At 54.4% G+C, this 21807-nt stretch carries 21 protein-coding genes and 1 other RNA gene; 15 read left to right on the forward strand and 7 right to left on the reverse strand.

Annotated elements, in window-relative coordinates; translation table 11 throughout:
• Window positions 1-18: 18 nt before the first annotated feature.
• Window positions 19-525: a fimbrial protein gene (locus tag ACX9GU_RS04780; protein WP_473194007.1), complete on the forward strand. Its 507-nt coding sequence runs from the start codon at window positions 19-21 to the stop codon at window positions 523-525.
• 52 nt (window positions 526-577) lie between these two features.
• On the opposite strand, the gene ACX9GU_RS04785 is transcribed toward ACX9GU_RS04780, so the two are convergent.
• Entirely contained in the window at window positions 578-865 is a 288-nt protein-coding gene (locus tag ACX9GU_RS04785) for a putative quinol monooxygenase (RefSeq protein WP_021806219.1), read from the reverse strand.
• Between the two features lie 458 nt (window positions 866-1323).
• Between ACX9GU_RS04785 and epd the strand changes: the two genes are divergently transcribed.
• The 3 genes from epd (at window position 1324) to fbaA (ending at window position 4812) form a co-directional block, all read left to right on the forward strand.
• Entirely contained in the window at window positions 1324-2340 is a 1017-nt protein-coding gene (gene epd / locus ACX9GU_RS04790) for an erythrose-4-phosphate dehydrogenase (protein WP_473194008.1), read from the forward strand.
• A gap of 72 nt (window positions 2341-2412) precedes the next feature.
• The gene (gene pgk / locus ACX9GU_RS04795; protein WP_024485678.1) at window positions 2413-3576 is read left to right on the forward strand and encodes a phosphoglycerate kinase; all 1164 of its coding nucleotides are present in this window, start codon (window positions 2413-2415) and stop codon (window positions 3574-3576) included.
• Between the two features lie 156 nt (window positions 3577-3732).
• Entirely contained in the window at window positions 3733-4812 is a 1080-nt protein-coding gene (gene fbaA / locus ACX9GU_RS04800) for a class II fructose-bisphosphate aldolase (protein ID WP_021179781.1), read from the forward strand.
• A gap of 91 nt (window positions 4813-4903) precedes the next feature.
• Here the strand turns inward: fbaA and ACX9GU_RS04805 are convergent, their stop codons facing one another.
• On the reverse strand, window positions 4904-5572 hold the full coding sequence (locus ACX9GU_RS04805; protein ID WP_473195113.1) for a DUF1345 domain-containing protein: 669 nt from the start codon (window positions 5570-5572) through the stop codon (window positions 4904-4906).
• A gap of 248 nt (window positions 5573-5820) precedes the next feature.
• On the opposite strand from ACX9GU_RS04805, the gene mscS (ACX9GU_RS04810) reads away from it, so the two are divergent.
• Window positions 5821-6687 carry a small-conductance mechanosensitive channel MscS gene (gene mscS / locus ACX9GU_RS04810; RefSeq protein WP_473194009.1) on the forward strand — a complete coding sequence of 289 codons (867 nt, stop codon included), beginning with the start codon at window positions 5821-5823 and terminating at the stop codon, window positions 6685-6687.
• A gap of 336 nt (window positions 6688-7023) precedes the next feature.
• Window positions 7024-7890, forward strand: coding sequence for a small-conductance mechanosensitive channel MscS (mscS, locus tag ACX9GU_RS04815; RefSeq protein ID WP_473194010.1), 867 nt, complete (start codon window positions 7024-7026; stop codon window positions 7888-7890).
• Between the two features lie 298 nt (window positions 7891-8188).
• Here mscS (ACX9GU_RS04815) and ACX9GU_RS04820 read toward each other — a convergent pair whose 3' ends face one another.
• Window positions 8189-9388, reverse strand: coding sequence for an NAD(P)/FAD-dependent oxidoreductase (locus ACX9GU_RS04820; RefSeq protein ID WP_473194011.1), 1200 nt, complete (start codon window positions 9386-9388; stop codon window positions 8189-8191).
• Window positions 9389-9617: 229 nt separating this feature from the next.
• Between ACX9GU_RS04820 and ACX9GU_RS04825 the strand changes: the two genes are divergently transcribed.
• The 3 genes from ACX9GU_RS04825 to ACX9GU_RS04835 all read left to right on the forward strand — a co-directional run bounded on the left by ACX9GU_RS04825 (window position 9618) and on the right by ACX9GU_RS04835 (window position 11680).
• Window positions 9618-10124 (forward strand): RrF2 family transcriptional regulator, encoded by a 507-nt coding sequence (locus ACX9GU_RS04825; RefSeq protein ID WP_473194012.1) that lies wholly within the window; start codon window positions 9618-9620, stop codon window positions 10122-10124.
• Between the two features lie 124 nt (window positions 10125-10248).
• Window positions 10249-10866 (forward strand): arginine exporter ArgO, encoded by a 618-nt coding sequence (gene argO / locus ACX9GU_RS04830; protein WP_473194013.1) that lies wholly within the window; start codon window positions 10249-10251, stop codon window positions 10864-10866.
• 82 nt (window positions 10867-10948) lie between these two features.
• Entirely contained in the window at window positions 10949-11680 is a 732-nt protein-coding gene (locus ACX9GU_RS04835; protein WP_368438316.1) for an oxidative stress defense protein, read from the forward strand.
• A 37-nt stretch (window positions 11681-11717) separates the two neighbouring features.
• Here the strand turns inward: ACX9GU_RS04835 and ACX9GU_RS04840 are convergent, their stop codons facing one another.
• Entirely contained in the window at window positions 11718-12611 is an 894-nt protein-coding gene (locus ACX9GU_RS04840; RefSeq protein ID WP_473194014.1) for a LysR family transcriptional regulator ArgP, read from the reverse strand.
• Between the two features lie 216 nt (window positions 12612-12827).
• Between ACX9GU_RS04840 and rpiA the strand changes: the two genes are divergently transcribed.
• Window positions 12828-13487 (forward strand): ribose-5-phosphate isomerase RpiA, encoded by a 660-nt coding sequence (rpiA, locus tag ACX9GU_RS04845; RefSeq protein ID WP_037375716.1) that lies wholly within the window; start codon window positions 12828-12830, stop codon window positions 13485-13487.
• A 509-nt stretch (window positions 13488-13996) separates the two neighbouring features.
• Window positions 13997-15235 (forward strand): phosphoglycerate dehydrogenase, encoded by a 1239-nt coding sequence (gene serA / locus ACX9GU_RS04850; protein ID WP_473194015.1) that lies wholly within the window; start codon window positions 13997-13999, stop codon window positions 15233-15235.
• Window positions 15236-15282: 47 nt separating this feature from the next.
• On the opposite strand, the gene ACX9GU_RS04855 is transcribed toward serA, so the two are convergent.
• The 3 genes from ACX9GU_RS04855 to zapA all read right to left on the reverse strand — a co-directional run bounded on the left by ACX9GU_RS04855 (window position 15283) and on the right by zapA (window position 16498).
• Window positions 15283-15891, reverse strand: coding sequence for a 5-formyltetrahydrofolate cyclo-ligase (locus ACX9GU_RS04855; protein ID WP_473194016.1), 609 nt, complete (start codon window positions 15889-15891; stop codon window positions 15283-15285).
• 52 nt (window positions 15892-15943) lie between these two features.
• A non-coding RNA gene (ssrS, locus tag ACX9GU_RS04860) (6S RNA) lies at window positions 15944-16127 on the reverse strand.
• Window positions 16128-16168: 41 nt separating this feature from the next.
• Window positions 16169-16498, reverse strand: a complete 330-nt coding sequence (gene zapA, locus ACX9GU_RS04865; RefSeq protein ID WP_021179791.1) for a cell division protein ZapA — start codon at window positions 16496-16498, stop codon at window positions 16169-16171.
• 295 nt (window positions 16499-16793) lie between these two features.
• On the opposite strand from zapA, the gene ACX9GU_RS04870 reads away from it, so the two are divergent.
• The 4 genes from ACX9GU_RS04870 to ubiI all read left to right on the forward strand — a co-directional run bounded on the left by ACX9GU_RS04870 (window position 16794) and on the right by ubiI (window position 21716).
• Window positions 16794-17372, forward strand: a complete 579-nt coding sequence (locus tag ACX9GU_RS04870) for a YecA/YgfB family protein (RefSeq protein ID WP_024486381.1) — start codon at window positions 16794-16796, stop codon at window positions 17370-17372.
• Between the two features lie 87 nt (window positions 17373-17459).
• Window positions 17460-18773, forward strand: a complete 1314-nt coding sequence (gene pepP, locus ACX9GU_RS04875) for a Xaa-Pro aminopeptidase (protein ID WP_261461072.1) — start codon at window positions 17460-17462, stop codon at window positions 18771-18773.
• Window position 18774: 1 nt separating this feature from the next.
• Entirely contained in the window at window positions 18775-19953 is a 1179-nt protein-coding gene (ubiH, locus tag ACX9GU_RS04880; RefSeq protein ID WP_473194017.1) for a 2-octaprenyl-6-methoxyphenyl hydroxylase, read from the forward strand.
• Between the two features lie 560 nt (window positions 19954-20513).
• A complete protein-coding gene (gene ubiI / locus ACX9GU_RS04885; protein WP_059201695.1) occupies window positions 20514-21716 on the forward strand; it encodes an FAD-dependent 2-octaprenylphenol hydroxylase in 1203 nt (400 codons plus the stop codon).
• The last annotated feature ends 91 nt before the right edge of the window (window positions 21717-21807 follow it).

Consider the following 21807-nt stretch of genomic DNA (forward strand, 5'->3'; position numbering starts at 1 on the left):
CCTCGTTATTTGGAGTAGATGATGAAAATATGGATTTATTTACTATTGCTCTGCGCATCACTGGCTAATATGGCGCAGGCTGAATTGGTGGCGAGTAGCAGGACGATTTTCAAAGGCCGTATCACGATTGCCACCTGCAATATTGTGGTGGGTGATGACAATCAGACGGTTTACCTGGGGGAGATATCTACCGCAGAGCTGGATACCAAAGGGCAATCTACCCCGGTACCGTTCACTATCCGTCTGTATGGTTGTAATACCGCAGATAAGATCGTCAAAACCCTGTTTGATAAAACCGGCAAGGGGGCAGTTGGGGCGGTGATCCCGGTTGACGGCGTTAGTGGGGTGGGACTAAGCCTGCTCGACGGTGCTGGTCATCGGCTGAATTTTGGCCAAAATTCTGGCGGGCAGAAGATCCAGGGCGGGGATAACGTGCTGCTCTATTCTGCCTATATGGTAAAAACCGGTACGGTTCAGCCAGGGAATTTTGCGCGTTTGCTGCATTACACGCTGTCTTATGAATAGAGGGTGAGGCAACGTAAAGGGGCGCATCAGGCAGCGCCCCTCATCGATACGATTACAGCTGAGTCAGTTTTTTCACTTCCAGACTGACCAGTTTCCCTTCCAATTCGGCCAGGAAGGCATCGTGGTAAGACATTGCCATGTGCTCTTTCAGCGCTTGCTCAGAAGTCCAGCGTTCGATAAATACGAAAGCGCCCGGATGGCCCTGCTCTTCATGCAAATCATATTGGATACAGCCCGGCTCGGAACGGCTCGGGGCGACCATGGCGCGTACCGCTTTGTCTACCGCAGCACGGTGTTCCGGCATGGCTTTGATCAGGGCGACTACTTTGATTTCACTCATTTTGGTTCCTTGTAAATAACATTAACCACAAAAGAAAGAGAGTTAGACCCATCAGCATTTGCTTCACCTAACAAACGCAGGGTCTATTATGGTGGTCTTGGCGTTAGCGGCAAGTCATTTGCGCATTCGAACTCAATTTGGCTAGCGGGGGCTGAGGGTAAAAATGTGCGCTAGATCATTTTATTTTCGCAAAGTCCCCTCGACATGACAGGCAGCGCATTGCACCTGTTCCTTTTGGCAAAACTTTGGTTTATGCTCGGCTGAAGCGTTTCAGTTATCACTGTTGTTAGTGGAAATGCAGAGTGAGCGGTTGCGATGAGCAACGGGGTTTGACGAATAATGCAAAGCAGCGATTCACAGCAGGCAGTACGCTAAAGTACTCTAGGCGAGATAATCAGTCTGCGCGATCCTTGAAGTGGAACACCACCGTCAGGGAGCGCCCTTTTTCAGGGAGTAGCATGACCATCCGCATAGCGATAAACGGCTTTGGCCGTATTGGCCGCAGCGTTTTACGCGCACTGTACGAATCGGGACGACGCGCCGAAATTTCCGTCGTCGCCATCAACGAACTGGCACATGCCGAGGGGATGGCCCACCTGCTGAAATATGACTCCAGCCACGGCCGCTTTGCCTGGGATGTGCGCCAGGAATGTGACGTGTTGAGCGTGGGGGATGACAGCATCCGGCTGTTACATCAACCTGAGTTGGCCCAGTTGCCTTGGGGCGAACTGGGCGTAGATGTGGTGCTGGATTGCAGCGGTGTGTACGGCAGCAGGACAGATGGCGAAGCTCATCTGGCGGCAGGAGCTAAAAAGGTGCTGTTTGCCCATCCGGGCGGTAACGATCTGGATGCGACCATCGTGTTTGGGGTTAACCACCAAACGTTGCGTGGCGAACACCGCATCGTGTCCAACGCCTCCTGTACCACCAACTGCATTATTCCGATTATCAAGCTGCTGGACGATGCCTACAGCATTGAGTCCGGCACGGTAACCACCATTCACTCTTCGATGAACGATCAGCCGGTGATAGACGCCTATCATCAGGATTTGCGGCGTACCCGCGCGGCGAGCCAGTCGATTATTCCGGTCGACACCAAGCTGGCAGCGGGCATTACGCGCATCTTCCCGCAGTTTTGCGATCGTTTCGAAGCGATCTCCGTGCGGGTGCCGACGATCAACGTAACGGCCATCGATCTTAGCGTCAGCGTAAGCTCGAAGGTGTTGGTCACAGAGGTAAACCAGCTGTTGCAAAAGGCGGCACAGGGATCATTTCGTGGTATAGTTGACTATACAGAACTACCATTAGTCTCGATTGATTTTAACCATGACCCGCACAGCGCCATCGTTGATGGGACGCAAACCCGGGTCAGCGGACAGCACCTGATCAAGACCTTGGTCTGGTGTGACAACGAATGGGGCTTTGCCAACAGGATGTTGGATACAACACGGGCAATGGCCGCAAGCGGTTTCTAGTAAGGCGCTATCAACGTGGTGTTGATGCGTCGCTCAGGCAACTTTATAGAGAATCAACAAAGAGGGTTCACCATGTCTGTAATTAAGATGTCCGATCTGGATCTGGCGGGTAAACGCGTTCTGATCCGTTCCGATCTGAACGTACCAGTGAAAGACGGCAAAGTGACTTCAGATGCGCGTATCCGTGCCTCCCTGCCAACTATCGAAGCTGCGCTGAAACAAGGCGCCCGCGTGATGGTAACTTCCCATCTGGGTCGTCCTACCGAAGGCGAGTACAACGAAGAGTTCTCCCTGCTGCCAGTGGTCAACTACCTGAAAGAGCATCTGAAATCCCCAGTCCGTCTGGCGAAGGATTATCTGGAAGGCGTTGACGTTGCAGAAGGTGAACTGGTTGTTCTGGAAAACGTTCGCTTCAACAAAGGCGAGAAGAAAGACGACGAAGTGCTGTCCAAGAAATATGCTGCGCTGTGCGACGTGTATGTGATGGACGCCTTTGGTACCGCACACCGTGCACAGGCTTCTACACATGGCGTGGGCAAATTTGCTCCGGTTGCCTGTGCAGGCCCGCTGCTGTCTGCAGAACTGGAAGCCCTGGGCAAAGCGCTGGGTAACCCGGCTCGCCCAATGGTGGCTATCGTTGGTGGTTCTAAAGTTTCTACCAAACTGACCGTGCTGGATTCTCTGTCCAAGATCGCCGATCAGCTGATCGTTGGTGGCGGCATCGCTAACACCTTCGTGGCGGCGCAAGGGAATAACGTTGGGCAGTCCCTGTACGAACCGGATCTGATCCCGAACGCGCAAAAACTGTTGGAAACCTGCGATATTCCGGTGCCAACCGACGTACGCGTAGCGACCGAGTTCTCTGAAACCGCAGTGGCCACTGTGAAGCAGGCCAACGAGATCCAGGACAACGAGCAAATTCTGGATATGGGCGACGTCTCTGCCGAGCGTCTGGCCGTTATCCTGAAGAACGCCAAAACCATTCTGTGGAATGGCCCGGTTGGCGTATTCGAGTTCCCTAACTTCCGTCGGGGCACCGAAATCGTTGCACGCGCTATCGCAGATAGCGAAGCCTTCTCCATTGCAGGTGGCGGCGACACTCTGGCAGCTATCGATCTGTTCGGTATCGCTGACAAAATTTCCTACATCTCTACCGGCGGCGGCGCCTTCCTGGAATTCGTTGAAGGGAAACCTCTGCCTGCAGTAGTGATGCTGGAAGAGCGCGCTAAGCAGTAATTCAGATAACGGGGGGCGCAAGCCGCCCGTTTGTTTATGCTCCCCCAGCTTGGCTGTGGGGGTAAAAAATCGCTATTTATCCATCGCTACCACTAGCTTGCGGGCTGTAGCTTGCAAGACGACGGGTATACGGCCAACGAAACAGGACAACGTCTAATGTCTAAAATTTTTGATTTCGTAAAACCAGGTGTCATCACAGGTGATGACGTGCAGAAAGTCTTCGCAGTTGCCAAAGAGAACAACTTTGCACTGCCAGCGGTAAACTGCGTGGGTACCGACTCCATCAACGCAGTGCTGGAAACAGCAGCCAAGGTGCGTGCTCCAGTGATCGTTCAGTTCTCTAACGGCGGTGCTGGCTTTATCGCGGGTAAAGGCATCAAAACTGACGTGCCACAAGGTGCTGCGATCCTGGGCGCAATCTCTGGCGCACATCACGTGCATCAGATGGCTGAGCATTACGGCGTGCCAGTGATCCTGCACACCGACCACTGCGCGAAGAAACTGCTGCCATGGTTAGACGGCCTGTTGGACGCGGGTGAGAAGCACTTTGCGGCGACCGGTAAGCCACTGTTCTCTTCACACATGATCGACCTGTCTGAAGAGTCACTGGAAGAAAACATCGAAATTTGCAGCAAATACCTGACCCGCATGGCGAAGATCGGTATGACCCTGGAAATCGAACTGGGCTGCACCGGCGGTGAAGAAGATGGCGTAGACAACAGCCACATGGACGCTTCTTCCCTGTACACTCAGCCACAAGACGTTGATTACGCGTACGAAAAACTGAACGCTATCAGCCCGCGCTTCACCATCGCTGCCTCTTTCGGCAACGTACACGGTGTTTACAAGCCAGGCAACGTGAAACTGACCCCAACCATTCTGCGTGATTCTCAGGACTATGTTTCCAAGAAACACAACCTGCCGCACAATGCGTTGAACTTCGTGTTCCACGGTGGTTCAGGTTCTACCGCAGCAGAAATCAAAGAAGCGGTCAGCTACGGCGTAGTGAAAATGAACATCGATACCGACACCCAGTGGGCAACTTGGGAAGGTATCCTGAACTACTACAAAAAGAACGAAGGCTATCTGCAGGGCCAACTGGGTAACCCAGAAGGTGCCGACAAGCCGAACAAGAAATACTACGATCCACGCGTATGGACTCGTGCTGCCCAGACTTCCATGATCACCCGTCTGGAACTGGCATTCAAAGAACTGAACGCGGTAGACGTGCTGTAATATCGTCCCTCCGTTCATGTCGCTAAAAGGCTCCCTCGGGAGCCTTTTCTTTTTTGTGCAAAGCTATCCAGGCACCCATTAACCCAGTCAGCTACCCCAATAATCCCGCCCCGACGTTAATCGACAGCCCCAGGATCAAGATATTGAAGACAAAAGCGATCACCGATTGCAGCAGGGTGATTTTACGCACGTCTGCGGTGCCCACGGCCACGTCTGCGGTTTGTGAAGCCACGGCAATGGTGAAGGAGAAATAGGCGAAATCCCAATAGTTTGGCTCCGTCAGCTTGCCGGGGAACAATAGCGGTAACTCCTCCGTATTGGCCCGCTGGCGGTAAAACAGGTGGGCGTAGTGCATGGTGAATGCCGTGGGTAACAGCAGCCAGGAAACTACCAGTGTGGAGCCGGTCAGGGCCAGGTGCAGCGTTTTCAACGTGCCGCTGACGTGTTTGGCGGTGCTCAATTCAAACAGGATGGCCAGAATGCTCACCACGCAGCCCAAAGTGACCATCGCCAATACCTGGCGGGCACTCTCGTCCTGCTTGCGTGCCAATTGCCGGGTCCGTTGTGGCGTGCAGCCCAGCATCAGATGCCAAAGGCACAATAAATAGATCCATGCCATCACGTTCCAACCAACGATCAAACGTTGCAGCCATGGGAGATGAGCAGGAAGCAGCCCGACACACACAAGCCCAGCACCTACCGAAATCAATAATCTGGGGCGCACTTGCCAATAGTGTTTGATTGAGAGGGGAAGGTCGATCACTGCGCGTTCCTTGTCGTTTATTTTGCCAGGATGGCTAGTTTCATCATAGTTGACCTGGCTGACGCTGTTCACGTGCCATTCAAGGGAATTGCTATGTGGTTATAGCACAGGAGTTTTTTCCTATGGCGATTGGCGTCGGGCTGAAATGTTGCATACCCTTAAGCTGCGGTTTTCTGACTGGCATTCAGTGTCAGTTTATTTCGCCTATTCCCGCTATTTGGGGGAAATAAAGTAGGAATATATGAATGGAAGATCTCAACGTTGTAGAAGGCATTAATCATGCCGGCAGTTGGTTGATAGATCATCAGGATCTGTTGATTCGTTATGCGGTTAACATCGTTACTGCGCTTGTTATTTTCATTATTGGTTCGATCATAGCCCGTGTTGTCAGCAATATGCTCACTCGTGTAATGAGGCTGCGCGGTATTGATGTCACCGTTTCTGACTTCTTGGCAGCGATGGTGCGTTACAGCATTCTGGTCTTCACCTTCATTGCCGTATTGGGGCGTGTGGGCGTGCAGACCACCTCATTGATTGCGGTGCTGGGGGCCGCAGGGTTGGCGATTGGCTTGGCGCTACAAGGGTCACTGTCCAACTTTGCCGCTGGGGTAGTGTTAGTGGTGTTTCGCCCGATGCGCGCAGGTGAGTATGTCGATCTGGGGAGTGTAGCTGGTACGGTCTACCAGGTGCATATTTTCTCTACCACTCTGCGTACTTCCGATAACAAAACCATTATGGTGCCCAATGGAAAAATCATCGCTGGCAATATCATCAACTATTCCCGTGAACCCAACCGCCGAGTAGATATTGTAGTCGGAGTGGCCTATGACGCCGATATTGATGTAGTGAAAAAAGTGCTGGGTGACGTGATTGCGGGCGATAAGCGCATCATGCACGACAAAGGTGTCACCGTACGTTTAAACGAAATGGCTCCGTCCTCGCTGAATTTTGTGACTCGCTCCTGGACCACCAATGCGGAGTATTGGAACGTCTATTTTGACCTGATGGAAAACTTTAAGCGTCAGTTAGATGCCCACAAGATTGGTATTCCCTATCCGCAAATGGATGTGCATGTGCGCCACGTAGAGAAATCGCCCGAACAACCGGAATAATGGCACCCTGTCTCGGTAGCATGGCTTACTCATACCCGCGTGATAATGAATGCTGGTGACTTAAGGTTACTGGCATTTTTTTAGGATATTTCTGTGCGTTGCCGTAACATCTCCTTGTTAAAGTAACGCTCGTTGGCAGTCCGCTGTATATTTGTATATTCCGCTGTATCTAAGAGCTTTCTAGCGACTTTTTTCGGTGGCGCGGGATTTTTCCTGTGGCAGTTGGCACGACGTTAAAATGTTGGTTACCCTTAGCCGGTGGTTTTCTTACTGATATTGTTTCGTCAGTATATTTTGCTCATTTTTCCCTTAGGGGATTTCAAGTAGGACGTCAGAATGGAAGAACTAAACGTAGTAGAAGGTATTAACAATGCCAGCAGTTGGCTAGTCACTCATCAGGATATGCTGATCCAGTATGCGGTGAATATTGTTGCCGCGATCGTGATTTTCATTATTGGTTCGGTGGTGGCTCGCATTGTTAGCAATGCGCTCAGCCGCGTGATGAAGCTGCGTGGCATCGATGCCACCGTGGCGGATTTCCTGGCTGCGATGGCGCGTTACAGCATCTTGGCGTTTACCTTTATTGCGGTGCTGGGGCGCGTTGGTGTTCAGACCACCTCTGTGATTGCGGTGCTGGGTGCCGCTGGCTTGGCTGTGGGTCTGGCACTACAAGGTTCACTTTCCAACTTTGCGGCCGGTGTGCTGCTGGTGGCCTTCCGTCCGCTGCGGGCTGGGGAGTTTGTCGATCTAGGTGGCGTTTCTGGTACGGTAGATCAGGTACAGATCTTCTCCACCACGCTGCGTACCTCAGATAACAAAACCATTGTGGTGCCGAACGGTAAAATCATCGCGGGCAATATCATCAACTATTCCCGTGAGCCAAACCGCCGTGTGGATATCGTGGTCGGTGTGGCCTATGACGCTGATATCGATCTGGTGAAGAAAGTGTTGGGCGACGTGATCGCGGCAGATAAGCGCATCATGCACGACAAAGGCGTGACGGTTCGCCTCAATGAAATGGCACCTTCTTCACTGAACTTTGTGACCCGCTCCTGGACCACCAATGCCGAGTACTGGAACGTGTACTTTGATCTGATGGAAAACTTCAAGCGTCAGCTGGATGCCCACCAGATCGGTATTCCATTCCCGCAGATGGATGTGCATGTGCGCCATGTAGCGAAAGCGGCAGAGCAGCCGGAGTAATGTGGCCCCTCACCCTAACCCTCTCCCACAGGGAGAGGGGACCGATCGAGTGGGTTTGAAAACTCGGTGATGCACCTCGGGTGAATGGGTGATCGAGTTTGCTGAGATGACCTTTTTACTTCCAAGAGAGCAGGGCTTAACAGCTCCCTCTCCCACAGGGGACCGATCGAGTCCGCTGATATTTCTCCGAAAATCCGCCACGTTAGTTTTCTTAATCCCTACTTACCGAAGCAGCACGCTCCCCACTAAGCGCTCCGGGCAGCTCCCTCTCCCTGTGGGAGAGGGTTGGGGTGAGGGCTCAAACAAACGGGGCTAACGGATCGGCGGCGGCAAAGGCCACTTCACGTTCTGCCTGTGGGGGATAGATCAACTCGTTGGTAATGGAGACTTTGATTTTCTTTCCCTCTTCTTTGGTGAATTTCACCACCTGATCCCAACCTTCGCTGTAGACCGCGCCCCATGCTCCAAGATCCAGACAGGTAACGTAATTCACCTGGCGGTAGGGCAAGGGTTCAATACCGATCAGATCGGCGGCGACGTTATGGCCGACAAAGCGCCCTAACATAATGGCGTGCTGGCAGGTCATCAGGGCGTGATTGCCTTGATCGTCAGTACTGGCGAAGGCGACATCGCCGGTCGCATAAACCGCGTTCTGCCCAATTACTCTTAAGTGCTGATCGACGTGCAGCCTGCCTTGCGGATCGCGCTCACCCGGGATTTGCCGGGTTAACGGGCTGGCCTGTACGCCCACGGTTAAAATCACGGTGCTGGAGGCGATATGTTCGCCGTTTTTCAGCGTCAGCCCGCTCTCGTCAATGGCCTTAATCTCGCTATTCAGCCGCCACTCGACGCCCAACTCTACCGAGGCTTGGCTAATCACGTCGCGTAGTTGCTCGCTGTAACGGCCTCCCGCCACCGGGCTGCGATCGACGACAATCACACGAATTGCAGCAGAGTCACCTAGGATCGCCCGTAAGCGTGCAGGCATTTCGGTGGCCACTTCAATACCGGTAAAGCCGCCGCCACAAACGATGACGGTATTACGTGCGGCGCTCTCAGGCTGCTCGGCCAACGCAGCAAGATGCTGCTCCAGGCGGGCTGCGTTCTCCATTTGATCAACGTCGAAGGCGTACTGCTGTGCTCCAGGCAAGGCATGAGCGATGTGGCTACCGGTCGCCATGATCAGGCGATCGTAACGTACGGCAGTCAGTTGGTCCTGCTCGTTGTGGTACCAAACCTGCTGGCTGGCGCTATCAATCTCACTGGCAACCCCGGCGATGAATTTTACTCCGGTTACTGCGAATAATGGCAGCAGCGGAGCGGCGTAGTTTTCCACCTCGGACTCATAGAAACGGGGGCGAATACGCAGCTCTGCCTGAGGGGACAGCACGGTGATCTCGATATCGTGACGATCGTGGAGATCGGTTAATCGCGCCGCGCTCAATGCCGCCCACATCCCTGCAAAACCGGCACCCAGGATAAGAATTTGTTGTTTCATGCAGTCACTCCGCTGTTGTTTCATCTGTAAATTGGCTCAATCTTTAACTACGACTATATTGATCGCAGTTAAGATCATCAAGCCTTTTACACTTAATCGTTGACAGGTTTAATTTAATTGTTTGAATTTTATGTTTTTTTAATTTTATTTGGTGTGGGTGTCAGCTGGCATTGCATCGTTGAGGGGAAGAAATTACTATTTAACTCAGAGTTAATCGTGCGGAGAAAACATGGCGTTCTACAGTTCCGGGGTGGAGTATGGCATCCATAGCCTGATGTGTATGGTCGATAGCAAAGGCGAAGGGCGTGAGATGAGCGTGCGTGAAATCGCCGAATTGCAGGGCGTGCCTTATGACTACCTGGCCAAGATATTCACCAAGTTTTCCAAGGCGAAGTTGGTTGAAAGCAGCGAGGGTAAGGGCGGCGGCTTCCGGCTGGCCAAACCGGCCGATCAGATCACCGTGCTGGATATCGTGGCAGCTATCGACGGTGAAAAGGCGATCTTCGACTGCAAAGAGATCCGCCAACGCTTGGCCGTCTTTGATGAACCCGCTCCTGATTGGGCCTGTGAAGGTATCTGCGGCGTGCGCCAGGTGATGAATATTGCCCAGCAACGTATGGAAGAGGCGCTATCGCAACATACCGTGCTGGATCTGGTGCGGCGGATGTTGAGAAAGGCACCGGATGTCTTCCCGATCCAGATTGAAGAGTGGATCGATCATCGCCGTCACGATTGAGCATTAATATTACTGATGCCTGATTAGAAATATCCATTTCCCCTAATAATTTTGTCTTCGTATGATGCGCGTGTTGAACAGCACACGCCGCTTGACCGGCGCTGATATTTCCAGAAGGAACACCATGTTAGCCATCTATCTGCAAGGCTTTGCCTTGAGCGCCGCGATGATCCTGCCGCTTGGCCCACAAAACGTGTTTGTGATGAACCAGGGGATCCGCCGCCATTATCATCTGATGACCGCCTCGCTGTGCGCGTTGAGCGACATCGTTCTGATTTGCGCCGGTATTTTTGGCGGTAGCGCCTTGCTCAGCAGTTCACCTATGCTATTGGCGCTGGTGACCTGGGGCGGCGTTGCTTTCCTGCTGTGGTACGGCTGGGGGGCTTTCCGCACCGCGTTTAGCCAACATCTGGAGCTGGCAGCGGCGCAAGAGATGAAGCAAAGCCGCTGGCGCATTGTGGTGACCATGTTGGCCGTTACCTGGCTGAACCCGCATGTGTACCTCGATACCTTTGTGGTGCTCGGCAGCCTGGGAGGGCAACTGACGCCAGACATTCGTTCCTGGTTTGCCCTTGGCGCGGTCAGCGCTTCGGTTGTCTGGTTCTTTGCCCTGGCATTGCTGGCCTCGTGGCTGGCTCCGTGGCTGAGAACTCAAACGGCACAACGGATTATCAACGTTCTGGTCGGGCTGGTGATGTGGGTCATTGCACTGCAACTGGCGTGGCATGGCGCTAATTTATAGCTTTTTGTCACTAATCCGAATTTAAGAGGCCGTGGGATGTGTTAGCTTTGAAGGTAAGCATTTAGTCATTCAAGGAGACACTGTGAAGCTTAAAGCATTGGCCATGGCCGCAATGATTGGATTAGGCACGTTACCTCTGGCGCTGCAGGCAGCAGAAGTACCTGAAGGGCCGCACGTGGTCACTTCCGGTACGGCCAGCGTGGACGCCACCCCGGATATTGCCACCCTGGCGATCGAAGTCAGCGTCTCTGCCAAAGATGCCGCCCAGGCGAAAAAACAGGTTGATGAGCGCGTAGCGCAGTATTTCGACTTCCTGCAAAAAAACGGCATTGAAAAGAAAGATATCAATGCGGCCAACCTGCGGACTCAGCCAGAATATGACTATCTGAAAACCGGTGAATCGCAGCTGAAGGGCTACCAGGCCGTGCGCCAGGTGCAGGTGACCTTGCGCCAGTTGGATAAGCTCAACGAACTGTTGGACGGTGCGCTGAAATCGGGTTTGAACGAAATTCGTGCGGTTGAGCTTGGGGTGGCCAAGCCAGAGGTTTATCGCGAGCAGGCGCGTCAGAAAGCGATTGAAAACGCCACTCAGCAAGCCGCCTCATTGGCGCAGGGCTTTCAGGCCAAGCTGGGGCCGGTGTACAGCATTCGCTATCACGTAGCCAACTACCAGCCGATGCCGGTTGCGCGCATGTTTAAGGCCGCTTCTGCGGCACCGGAAAGCGATGCCGCTCAGACTTACGAACAGCAAAGCATTCACTTTGACGATCAGGTGGACGTGGTATTCGAGCTGAAAACCAACGCCGCGCAGTAAGCAATCTCTTGCCGGGGCGCGGTGTTATGCCGCGCCTTTAATCCTGCCTTAATACCTGATGCCCGTGAGACAGCAGCGCATCGGTGACCTTACGCATCATGCGGCTCTCCGGTGCAAAGCGGTGCCAGAACAGCATACGGCGCTGGAACAGGCCCGGTGTCAGGTCGATCAGTTCTCCGCTATCCAGCTCTCTCTCAATCTGCAAATGCGGGATCATACAGCAGGTAGTGCCTTGCCGTGCCAACTGAACAAACGCCTCTGACGAGTTAACGATATGGCAGGGAACGCTGCCCGGCGAGAGATCGAAGTTCTGCTGTAAAAACGCCTGATGCATATCATCGAGATGATCGAATGCCACCGCCGGTGCCTTCAGCAGGGCAGAACGAGTCACCCCGTTGGGGAAGTAGCGATCGGCAAAGGCTTTTGAGGCGACGAACAGATAGTCCAGCGCGCCCAACCGATCGACCAGGCAGCTCGGCAGCGGCTGCGGCTGGATACTCACCGCACCCACCACTTCCCCCCGGCGCAGGCGTTCCTGCGTGCGGGTTTCGTCTTCCACCTGCAAATTCAGGCGCACTGGGGAATCGGCCAGCACCGGTTTTAGCGCCGGTAACAGCCAGGTTGCCAGGCTGTCGGCGTTGACCGCCAGTGACAGCAACAGCGGCGTATCGACCCCATTGTCATTCCCTAACCACTCCTCTTCCAGCAGCTCGACCTGATGCAGCAAGGCCAGCAGTTTTTGACCCTGCTCGGTTGGGCGCGGTGGCACGGTGCGTACCAGTAGCGGTTGGCCGAACAGGTTTTCCAACTGTTTGATGCGCTGGGATACCGCCGATTGGGTGATGCAAAGTTTTTGTGCCGCGCGCTCAAAGCCACGCTCACGGATCACCGCGTCCAGCGCTTGCAGCGTTCTATAGTCTGGGCGTTTCATCGGAGAGAAGATCCCTTTTAGTAAATTGATTCAGGCACTATGCCACATTTTTGCACTTTCTCCGGTGAAAAAATCCCGCCGCTCTTTTCAGCGCGGGCGTCGTAGGGAGGGGCAGAAATGTGCGTCAGGTTAAATAAGTGCGTTTTAGCCTAAGTTGCCGTCAGTGATTTACCCTATAATACGCACACGTTTTCGTATATAGGCAATGAACACATCATGACTCAGGATGAACTGAAAAAAGCGGTAGGCTGGGCGGCATTGGAATACGTGAAGCCTGGCACTATCGTGGGCGTGGGCACCGGCTCTACCGCGGCTCACTTTATCGATGCGTTGGGTTCGATCAAACACCAGATCGAAGGCGCGGTTTCCAGCTCAGACGCGTCGACCGCCAAGCTGAAAAGCCTGGGGATCCACGTTTTCGATAGCAATGAAGTGGATTCGTTGGATATCTACGTGGACGGTGCCGATGAAATCAACGGCCACATGCAGATGATCAAAGGCGGTGGTGCAGCTCTGACCCGCGAGAAGATCATTGCTGCCATTGCCCGCCAGTTTATCTGCATTGTCGACTCCACCAAGCAGGTTGATGTGCTGGGTAAATTCCCGCTGCCGGTAGAAGTGATCCCGATGGCCCGCTCCTACGTGGCGCGTGAGTTGGTCAAGCTGGGCGGCCTGCCGGAATACCGCCAGAACGTGTTAACCGATAACGGCAACGTGATCCTGGACGTGCACAACCTGGAAATCCTTGACGCTATCGCGCTGGAAAATAAGATCAACAGCATCGCTGGTGTGGTTACCGTGGGTCTGTTTGCCAACCGTGGCGCGGACGTTGCACTGGTCGGCACGCCGGATGGCGTAAAAAAAGTGGTCAGATAATCTGGCCATGAAACCGGCGAGCCTGCTGACAAAGCCTCAGCCGGTTCGCCGCTTTTTACGGGCTAACGGCCCACCACGCATAATTCTTGTCTTAAAATATCTTTTCTCAAAATCGACGAATTTGGTGACATATGTCACATTCCGTTAATAACCTCCGTTAAGCTTCTGCCTAAATCTTTCCCAATGGCATTTTCCACCAGAAAGCACCGACATCGCTGAGCCTTGTGCTAACGGGCAGGCAATCGTTTGTATTGCCGGGCGCGTTATTTTTGTTATGTTGGAGGGACGTGCTGTTGATTTTGGGTTGCTGCCGGTCTGGCGGTAATTTCGAAATTATACCCTATGGATTTCAAGTTGCAGCTAGGCGACAAGCTATTTCATCCCCAGGAGCTTACGTTTTTGTAAGTGACTGGGGTGAGATAGTGCAGGTAACAACGCTGCAGCTTGAAAGACGACGGGTATAAAGGGGAAAACAGCCGCTTCTGAAGTCTGAACATAGGGTCGGGTAAATGGCAAAAGTATCATTGGAGAAAGACAGGATTAAGTTCCTGTTGGTAGAAGGGGTTCATCAGAGCACCGTAGATAACCTGCGTGCTGCCGGATATAGCAACATCGAATATCACAAAGGTGCGTTAGACACCGAAGCGCTGAAGGCATCGATCCGTGATGCACACTTCGTGGGTATCCGATCGCGTACGCATCTGTCCGAGGAAGTTTTCGCGGCCGCAGAAAAGCTGGTCGCGGTGGGCTGTTTCTGTATCGGCACCAACCAGGTTGATTTGAAAGCGGCGACCAAACGCGGCATTCCGGTGTTTAACGCACCTTTCTCCAATACTCGATCCGTGGCCGAAATGGTGCTGGGTGAGCTGCTGTTGATGCTGCGCGGGATCCCAACGGCTAACGCCAAGGCACACCGTGGCCAGTGGCAGAAACTGGCCGTGGGCTCGTATGAAGCGCGGGGCAAGAAGCTGGGGATCATCGGCTACGGCCATATCGGGACTCAGCTCGGCATCCTGGCGGAAGGCCTGGGGATGAAGGTGTTCTTCTACGACATCGAGAACAAGCTGCCGCTGGGTAATGCCCAACAGGTGCGCCATCTGTCCGATCTGCTCAATATGAGCGACGTAGTCACGCTGCACGTGCCGGAAACGCTGTCGACCAGGAACATGATCGGTACCGAAGAGCTGGCGCTGATGAAGCCAGGTGCGATCCTGATCAACGCTTCACGCGGCACCGTGGTGGATATCCCGGCACTGTGTAACGCCTTGGCGAGCGACCATCTGGCCGGTGCGGCCATCGACGTGTTCCCGGAAGAGCCGGCAACCAACAGCGATCCGTTCAATTCTCCACTGTGCGAGTTCGATAACGTGCTGTTGACGCCGCATATCGGCGGTTCAACCCAGGAAGCGCAGGAGAACATCGGTGATGAAGTAGCTGGCAAGCTGGCGAAGTATTCCGATAACGGCTCAACGCTGTCTGCGGTCAACTTCCCAGAGGTGTCGCTGCCAGCTCATGGCCCGAATGCCAGCCGTTTGCTGCACATTCATGAAAACCGCCCAGGCATCCTGACGCAGATTAACCAGATCTTCGCCGAAGAAGGGGTGAACATCGCGGCCCAGTACCTGCAGACCAGCTCGGAAATCGGCTACGTGGTTATCGATATCGAAGCGGAAACCGAACGTGCCGAAGTGGCGTTGCAACGCATGAAAGCGATTGAAGGGACCATCCGCGCCCGCTTACTGCTGTAATCGGTAACCGACGGAAAACATCAAGGCCGGAGCAATCCGGCCTTTTGCTATGCGCAGACTGGCCAGGCCCAGCTTTGTGACGGGGTGATAATCTCTGGCAGAGGGATATCCCATTGCTCCACCGGCAAAGCACTAACCTGTTGGCAATCGTGCGCAACCCCCATCGGATAGGGGCCTGCGTGCTGCCAGTTCTGCAAGGTGCGATCGTAAAATCCGCCGCCCATCCCCAGACGTTGCCCTGCCGAATCGAAGGCGACCAGCGGCGTCAATACCACATCCAACAGTGACACCGGCAAGACGTGGCGGACATCGAGCGCTGGCTCAAGGATTTTGAAGCGGTTGCTAACCAGTGGCGTTTGCGCGGTGTAATGCAGGAACAACAGGTTACCGGGGCTGAAGGGATGTAACACCGGCAGATAAACCTGTTTACCCAGTTGCCACAGCCGCTCGATCAGAGGGCCTGTATCTAGTTCGCCATCAAAAGAGAGAAACGCCGCAATGTGTCTGGCTGCCTGAATGCGGGGATGTCGCGCAATATTGCTGGCCATTTGCTGGGCAAAATCATGCTGTTGAACGGGCGTTAAGGCACGGCGTCGTTGGCGTATTTCGTTACGGATGAGTTGGCGTTGATGAGCGAACTGAGGTTGCAAAGACATAGTGTGAGATTCGCCAGTAGTGGTGAGTTAACACACTGAAAACGCAGGTGAAGGGATCTCCGAGATGCCGTCGCAGGCTGTAACCCTTGAACCCATGGTTCAAGGTGAACGTGCTGTCACAATCTTAAGGCTTCTCGGACGGGCCGAGCATGCACACCGATCATGGATCATCACATTCTGTTGGTACTAAATATCGGCTCAGGGGACTGGCCCGCTGGCAAACATCTCAGAGAAATTTTTCACTCATTGCCGGAGCCTTCAACTCCAGCAACTTAAGTTATTCGAATTGTGCATCCTGACGTTCAGAGATGCGACCCTGTTCAAGCAGCGCTTGTTCAATGGTCTGTTGCAGCATACGAATTCGTTGTTCCATATTGGCCGCATAGTCACGCGTTTTCAAGCGTTCTTGAGCAAGTTCGTGACAGACGTTCAATGCCGCGATAAATACGAGTTGCTCTGTATTTGTGACTCTAGTGCGAACTTTAAGATCTTGCAACCGTTGGTTAAGATCTTCTGCTGCCATGTTCAACGCATCTTGTTGTTCTGGCGGGCAATTGACTCTTAACGAGCGGCCAAAAATTTGAATATCTACCGGTTGTGCAGACATGCCACCTTCCTGCCTAAATTTCGCGCCAGCACCGGTCAGCCATTGCCGGGCTACCGAAGCGGGCGTCACTATATATACCTGGGTACCAAGATTCAACACTTTTTCAGTACCTGGTTGTAATCTACCGCGCCTAACATTACCAGACAAAAAACGGTTGCAAAATGCGTATTTACCGTACGTTTGCCCGGACTGCGCTGATTATAACTAGCCACTGAGGTGTTGCCTCAACTGGTATACCAACGGACCTTGGTGGTAGCATAACACGAACTTATCCTGCCAACGATGACGAATGCGCATGTCTATACAGAATACATTTCCAAGTTACCAATCTTTGACCGTGGCTCTTAACCAGCAGGCGGTTGCTTTGACCGCAGCCGAGATGCACGGTTTGATCAGTGGCCTGCTGTGCGGTGGCAACCGTGACGCCAGCTGGCAGACCCTGGTGTTTGATCTGACCAACGAAGGCATTGCCTTCCCGCAGGCGTTGAGCCAACCGTTACAGCAGCTGCATGAAATCACCCGTGATACGCTGGAAGATGACGAATTCATGTTCCAACTGATGATGCCGGAAGGCGAAACCGTCAGCGTGTTTGACCGTGCGGATGCCTTGGCGGGGTGGGTAAACCACTTCCTGTTGGGACTGGGCATGATGCAGCCGAAGCTGGCGCAGGTGAAAGATGAAGTGGGCGAGGCGATCGACGATCTGCGTAATATCGCTCAACTGGGCTATGACGAAGGCGAAGACCAGGAAGAACTGGAACAGTCGCTGGAAGAAGTGGTGGAGTACGTGCGCGTTGCTGCGCTGCTTTGCCATACTGAATTTACCCGCCAGAAACCGACGGCCCCGGAAAATAAAAGGCCGACGTTGCACTGACCATTGGATCCGTCCGTTGGCCGAGAGCGCTGATAACCCCTACTGACTGCGTTCAGCAGGTGGCATAAACCGATTTCAGGAGATGTGATGACCCAGCAGGAATTCCATAAACGCCGTCAGGCTTTGTTGGCACAGATGGCTCCGGCCAGCGCGGCAGTGATTTTCGCCGCACCGGAAGCGACGCGTAGTGCAGACTCTGAATATCCTTATCGTCAGAACAGTGATTTCTGGTATCTGACCGGTTTCAACGAGCCGGAAGCGGTGTTGATCCTGGTGAAGAGTGATGAAACTCATAACCACAGTGTGCTGTTCAACCGCGTACGCGATCTGACGGCAGAAATCTGGTTTGGTCGCCGTTTGGGGCAAGACGCTGCTCCGGCCAAGCTGGGGGTAGACCGCGCGCTGGCCTTCGACGAAATCAACGATCAACTGCACCTGCTGCTCAACGGCCTGGACGTGGTGTATCACGCGCAGGGGCAATATGCCTATGCCGATGAAATTCTGTTTGGCGCGCTGGATAAACTGCGTAAAGGCTTCCGTCAGAACCTGGAAGCCCCTGCAACCCTGACGGATTATCGCCCGTGGCTGCATGACATGCGCCTGTTCAAATCGGCAGAAGAAGTTGCTGTTATGCGCCGCGCCGGTGAGATCAGCGCCATGGCGCATACCCGCGCGATGGAAAAGTGCCGCCCGGGCATGTTCGAATATCAGCTCGAAGGGGAGATCCTGCACGAGTTTAACCGCTTGGGTGCCCGCTTCCCGTCTTACAACACCATCGTCGGTAGCGGCGAAAATGGCTGTATCCTGCATTACACCGAAAACGAATGTGAAATGCGTGACGGCGATTTGGTGCTGATTGATGCCGGTTGTGAATATCGTGGTTATGCCGGCGATATCACCCGCACCTTCCCGGTTAACGGCAAGTTCAGCAAGCCGCAGCGTGAGGTATATGACATCGTGCTGGCGTCGATCAACAAGGCGCTGGAAATGTTTAAACCGGGTATCAGCATTCGCGAAGTTAACGATCAGGTCGTTCGCATCATGATCGCCGGGTTGGTTGAGCTGGGCGTCATGAAGGGCGACGTGGAACAGCTGTTTGCCGAGCAGGCACACCGCCAGTTCTTTATGCACGGCCTGAGCCATTGGTTGGGGCTGGATGTGCATGACGTGGGCCACTATGGCTCAGCGAGCCGCGATCGCGTGCTGGAGCCTGGTATGGTGTTGACGGTTGAACCTGGCCTGTATATCGCACCGGATGCCGATGTGCCGCAGGAATATCGCGGTATCGGTATTCGCATCGAGGATGACATCCTGATCACCCAAGACGGCAATGAGAATTTGACTGCCAGCGTGGTGAAGGATGCGGACGAGATTGAAGCCCTGATGGCGGCGGCCAGATAACATGAGCGTAATCATTGTGGGCGGTGGGATGGCAGGGGCTACGTTGGCGCTGGCGATTTCATCACTGACTCAGGGCAAGGTGGCCGTCGATCTGGTGGAGGCCACTCGGCCAGACGATCGTGCGCATCCTGGCTTTGATGCACGGGCTATCGCTCTGGCGCAGGGAACCTGCCAACAGCTGGCGCGCATCGGCGTTTGGGCTGCGCTACGGGACTGTGCCACGGCGATCACTCACGTCCACGTCAGCGATCGTGGGCATGCCGGTTTTGTGAACCTGCACGCGCAGGACTATCAGGTGGAGGCGTTGGGGCAGGTGATTGAACTGCACGACGCTGGGCAGCGGTTGTTTGCTCTGCTGGCGAAGGCCCCTGGGGTTACCCTGCATTGTCCGGCCAAAGTGGTCGACGTGCTGCGCACCGCCGATCGCGCTGAAGTGCAGTTGGATAACGGGCAGCACCTGACGGGCCAGTTGCTGGTGGCGGCAGACGGTTCACGTTCGGCGCTGGCGCAGGCCTGCAATATCCAGTGGCAGCAGAGTGATTACCCGCAGTTTGCCACCATTGCCAACGTTTCGACTGCCGAGGCTCCGCAAGGGCGGGCGTTTGAACGTTTCACCCGCTACGGGCCGTTGGCGCTGTTGCCGATGTCTGGCGGGCGTAGCTCGCTGGTGTGGTGCCACGCGCGGGAGACTCGTCAGCAGGTCGATAGCTGGAGTGACGAGCGTTTTCTCAGTGAGCTGCAACAGGCGTTCGGCTGGCGCTTGGGCAAGATGCTGAAGGCGGGTAAGCGCCACAGTTATCCCCTTAGCCTGCTGAGGGCCAATCAGCACGTTAGCCACCGTCTGGCGCTGGTTGGCAACGCGGCACAAACGCTGCATCCGATCGCCGGGCAGGGATTCAATCTGGGTTTGCGAGACGTGATGTCGCTGGCAGAAACCTTGGCAGAAGCCGCACAGGCTGGCACCGATCTGGGTGCCTATGCGCTATTGAGCCAGTATCAGCAACGTCGGCAACAGGATCAGCAGGCGACCATCGGCGTCACCGACGGATTGATCCGCCTGTTTGCCAATAGCTACGCGCCGCTGGTAGTCGGGCGTAATCTGGGGCTGATGGCAATGGAGCAGCTACCGTCCATGCGCGATGCCTTTGCCAAACGCACGTTAGGTTGGGTTGAACGCTAATTTTTCCCTTAGCTATGTTGCTGAAGTCGGCCAGAATGTTGACTGTTGTCACCGTACCAACTCCCCCTCCTTTGGGAGAGGGTTGGGCCGAAGTTGGGATGAACACTATTTTTTGCCTTACCTGCCTTGCCGAAGTGGGGCAATATTTTGAAAAAGTCACCAAATCAGCTCCCTCTCCCTAGTGGGATAGAGTTAGGCCGAAGTTGGGATGAACACTAATTTTTGCCTTACCTGCCTTGCCGATGTGGGGCAATATTTTGATAAAAGTCACCAAATCAGCTCCCTCTCCCTAGTGGGATAGAGTTAGGCCGACGTTGGGATGAACACTAATTATTGCCTTACCTGCCTTGCCGATGTGGGGCAATATTTTGATAAAAGTCACCAAATCAGCTCCCTCTCCCTAGTGGGATAGGGTTGGGCCTAAATTGGGATGAACACTAATTTTTGCCTTACCTGCCTTGCCGATGTGGGGCAATATTTTGATAAAAGTCACCAAATCAGCTCCCTCTCCCTGTGGGAGAGGGTTGGGGTGAGGGGCAAATTTAAGGAACTCAAGCAGCATGCAATCATTTGATGTGATTATCGCCGGTGGCGGTATGGTGGGATTGGCACTGGCCTGCGGCTTGCAGGGCAGTGGCCTGCGCGTCGCGGTGCTGGAACAACGGCAGCCGGAATTATCGCCGCTGCCAGAACAACCAGCGTTGCGCGTATCTGCCATTAACGCCGCCAGCGAGCGCTTGCTGCAAAGCATTGGCGTGTGGGATGAGATCCGCAACCTGCGCGCCAGCCCGTATAACGCGATGGAAGTCTGGGATCGTGACAGCTTCGGCAAGATCGCGTTTCGCGGCGACGAATGTGGTTTCAGCCACCTCGGCCATATCATTGAAAACGAGGTGATCCAGCAGGCGTTGTGGCATAAGGCGGCCACCTTGGCCGACGTAACGCTGCTCGCTCCGGCCGCGCTGAAACAGGTGGCTTGGGGGGAAAACGACGCCTTCGTCACGTTGGAAGATGGCCGCATGTTAACCGCCCGGCTGGTGATCGGTGCCGACGGAGCCAACTCCTGGCTGCGCCAACACGCCGATATCCCGCTGACCTTCTGGGACTACCGCCACAGCGCGCTGGTGGCCACCATTCGCACCGAAGAGCCCCATTTGGCCACGGCCCGCCAGGTGTTTCATGGCGAAGGGATCCTGGCCTTCCTGCCGTTTAGCGATCCACATTTGAGTTCGATCGTCTGGTCGGTTGCGCCAGAAGAAGCTGAACGGCTGCAACAGCTGGAACCGGAAGCCTTTAACCGCGAACTGGCGATGACCTTCGATATGCGTCTGGGCAACTGCCAGCTCGAAAGCGAGCGTCTGACCTTCCCGCTTACCGGGCGATATGCCCGCAGCTTTGCTGCCCATCGTCTGGCGCTGGTGGGGGATGCGGCACATACCGTGCATCCGCTGGCCGGGCAGGGCGTAAACCTGGGATTTATGGACGCCGCCGAGCTGATATCCGAGCTGAAACGCCTGCAACGTCAGGGCAAGGATATCGGCCAACATCTGTATCTGCGCCGTTACGAGCGCCGCCGCAAGCACGGTGCCGCAGTGATGCTGGCGAGTATGCAAGGGTTCCGCGAACTGTTTGCAGGCCATAACCCGGCAAAAAAACTGCTGCGTGACGTGGGCTTAAGGCTGGCCGACAGCCTGCCGGGCGTGAAGCCGAAGCTGGTGCGTCAGGCCATGGGGCTTAACGATCTGCCGGACTGGCTCGCCTAGTCAGCTTGGGGCTGACAAACCTCATTATGGGGCGCGGCATGCTGCGCCCACTAATCTGCATGTTTACCCATCATCAATTTCCCTTATACCT

Source organism: Serratia sp. K1WW1, from assembly GCF_055790865.1.

Excerpts from the sequence above, each read along its gene's own strand:
- fbaA (WP_021179781.1), top strand. The coding sequence starts at position 3,733 with ATGTCTAAAATTTTTGATTTCGTAAAACCAGGTGTCATCACAGGTGAT.
- pepP (WP_261461072.1), top strand. The coding sequence starts at position 17,460 with ATGACCCAGCAGGAATTCCATAAACGCCGTCAGGCTTTGTTGGCACAG.
- ACX9GU_RS04825 (WP_473194012.1), top strand. The coding sequence starts at position 9,618 with ATGGCGTTCTACAGTTCCGGGGTGGAGTATGGCATCCATAGCCTGATG.
- ACX9GU_RS04840 (WP_473194014.1), bottom strand. The coding sequence starts at position 12,611 with ATGAAACGCCCAGACTATAGAACGCTGCAAGCGCTGGACGCGGTGATC.
- ACX9GU_RS04820 (WP_473194011.1), bottom strand. The coding sequence starts at position 9,388 with ATGAAACAACAAATTCTTATCCTGGGTGCCGGTTTTGCAGGGATGTGG.
- argO (WP_473194013.1), top strand. The coding sequence starts at position 10,249 with ATGTTAGCCATCTATCTGCAAGGCTTTGCCTTGAGCGCCGCGATGATC.
- ubiH (WP_473194017.1), top strand. The coding sequence starts at position 18,775 with ATGAGCGTAATCATTGTGGGCGGTGGGATGGCAGGGGCTACGTTGGCG.
- zapA (WP_021179791.1), bottom strand. The coding sequence starts at position 16,498 with ATGTCTGCACAACCGGTAGATATTCAAATTTTTGGCCGCTCGTTAAGA.
- mscS (WP_473194009.1), top strand. The coding sequence starts at position 5,821 with ATGGAAGATCTCAACGTTGTAGAAGGCATTAATCATGCCGGCAGTTGG.
- ACX9GU_RS04780 (WP_473194007.1), top strand. The coding sequence starts at position 19 with ATGATGAAAATATGGATTTATTTACTATTGCTCTGCGCATCACTGGCT.
- mscS (WP_473194010.1), top strand. The coding sequence starts at position 7,024 with ATGGAAGAACTAAACGTAGTAGAAGGTATTAACAATGCCAGCAGTTGG.
- ACX9GU_RS04855 (WP_473194016.1), bottom strand. The coding sequence starts at position 15,891 with ATGTCTTTGCAACCTCAGTTCGCTCATCAACGCCAACTCATCCGTAAC.
- rpiA (WP_037375716.1), top strand. The coding sequence starts at position 12,828 with ATGACTCAGGATGAACTGAAAAAAGCGGTAGGCTGGGCGGCATTGGAA.
- ACX9GU_RS04785 (WP_021806219.1), bottom strand. The coding sequence starts at position 865 with ATGAGTGAAATCAAAGTAGTCGCCCTGATCAAAGCCATGCCGGAACAC.
- epd (WP_473194008.1), top strand. The coding sequence starts at position 1,324 with ATGACCATCCGCATAGCGATAAACGGCTTTGGCCGTATTGGCCGCAGC.
- ubiI (WP_059201695.1), top strand. The coding sequence starts at position 20,514 with ATGCAATCATTTGATGTGATTATCGCCGGTGGCGGTATGGTGGGATTG.
- pgk (WP_024485678.1), top strand. The coding sequence starts at position 2,413 with ATGTCTGTAATTAAGATGTCCGATCTGGATCTGGCGGGTAAACGCGTT.
- serA (WP_473194015.1), top strand. The coding sequence starts at position 13,997 with ATGGCAAAAGTATCATTGGAGAAAGACAGGATTAAGTTCCTGTTGGTA.
- ACX9GU_RS04870 (WP_024486381.1), top strand. The coding sequence starts at position 16,794 with ATGTCTATACAGAATACATTTCCAAGTTACCAATCTTTGACCGTGGCT.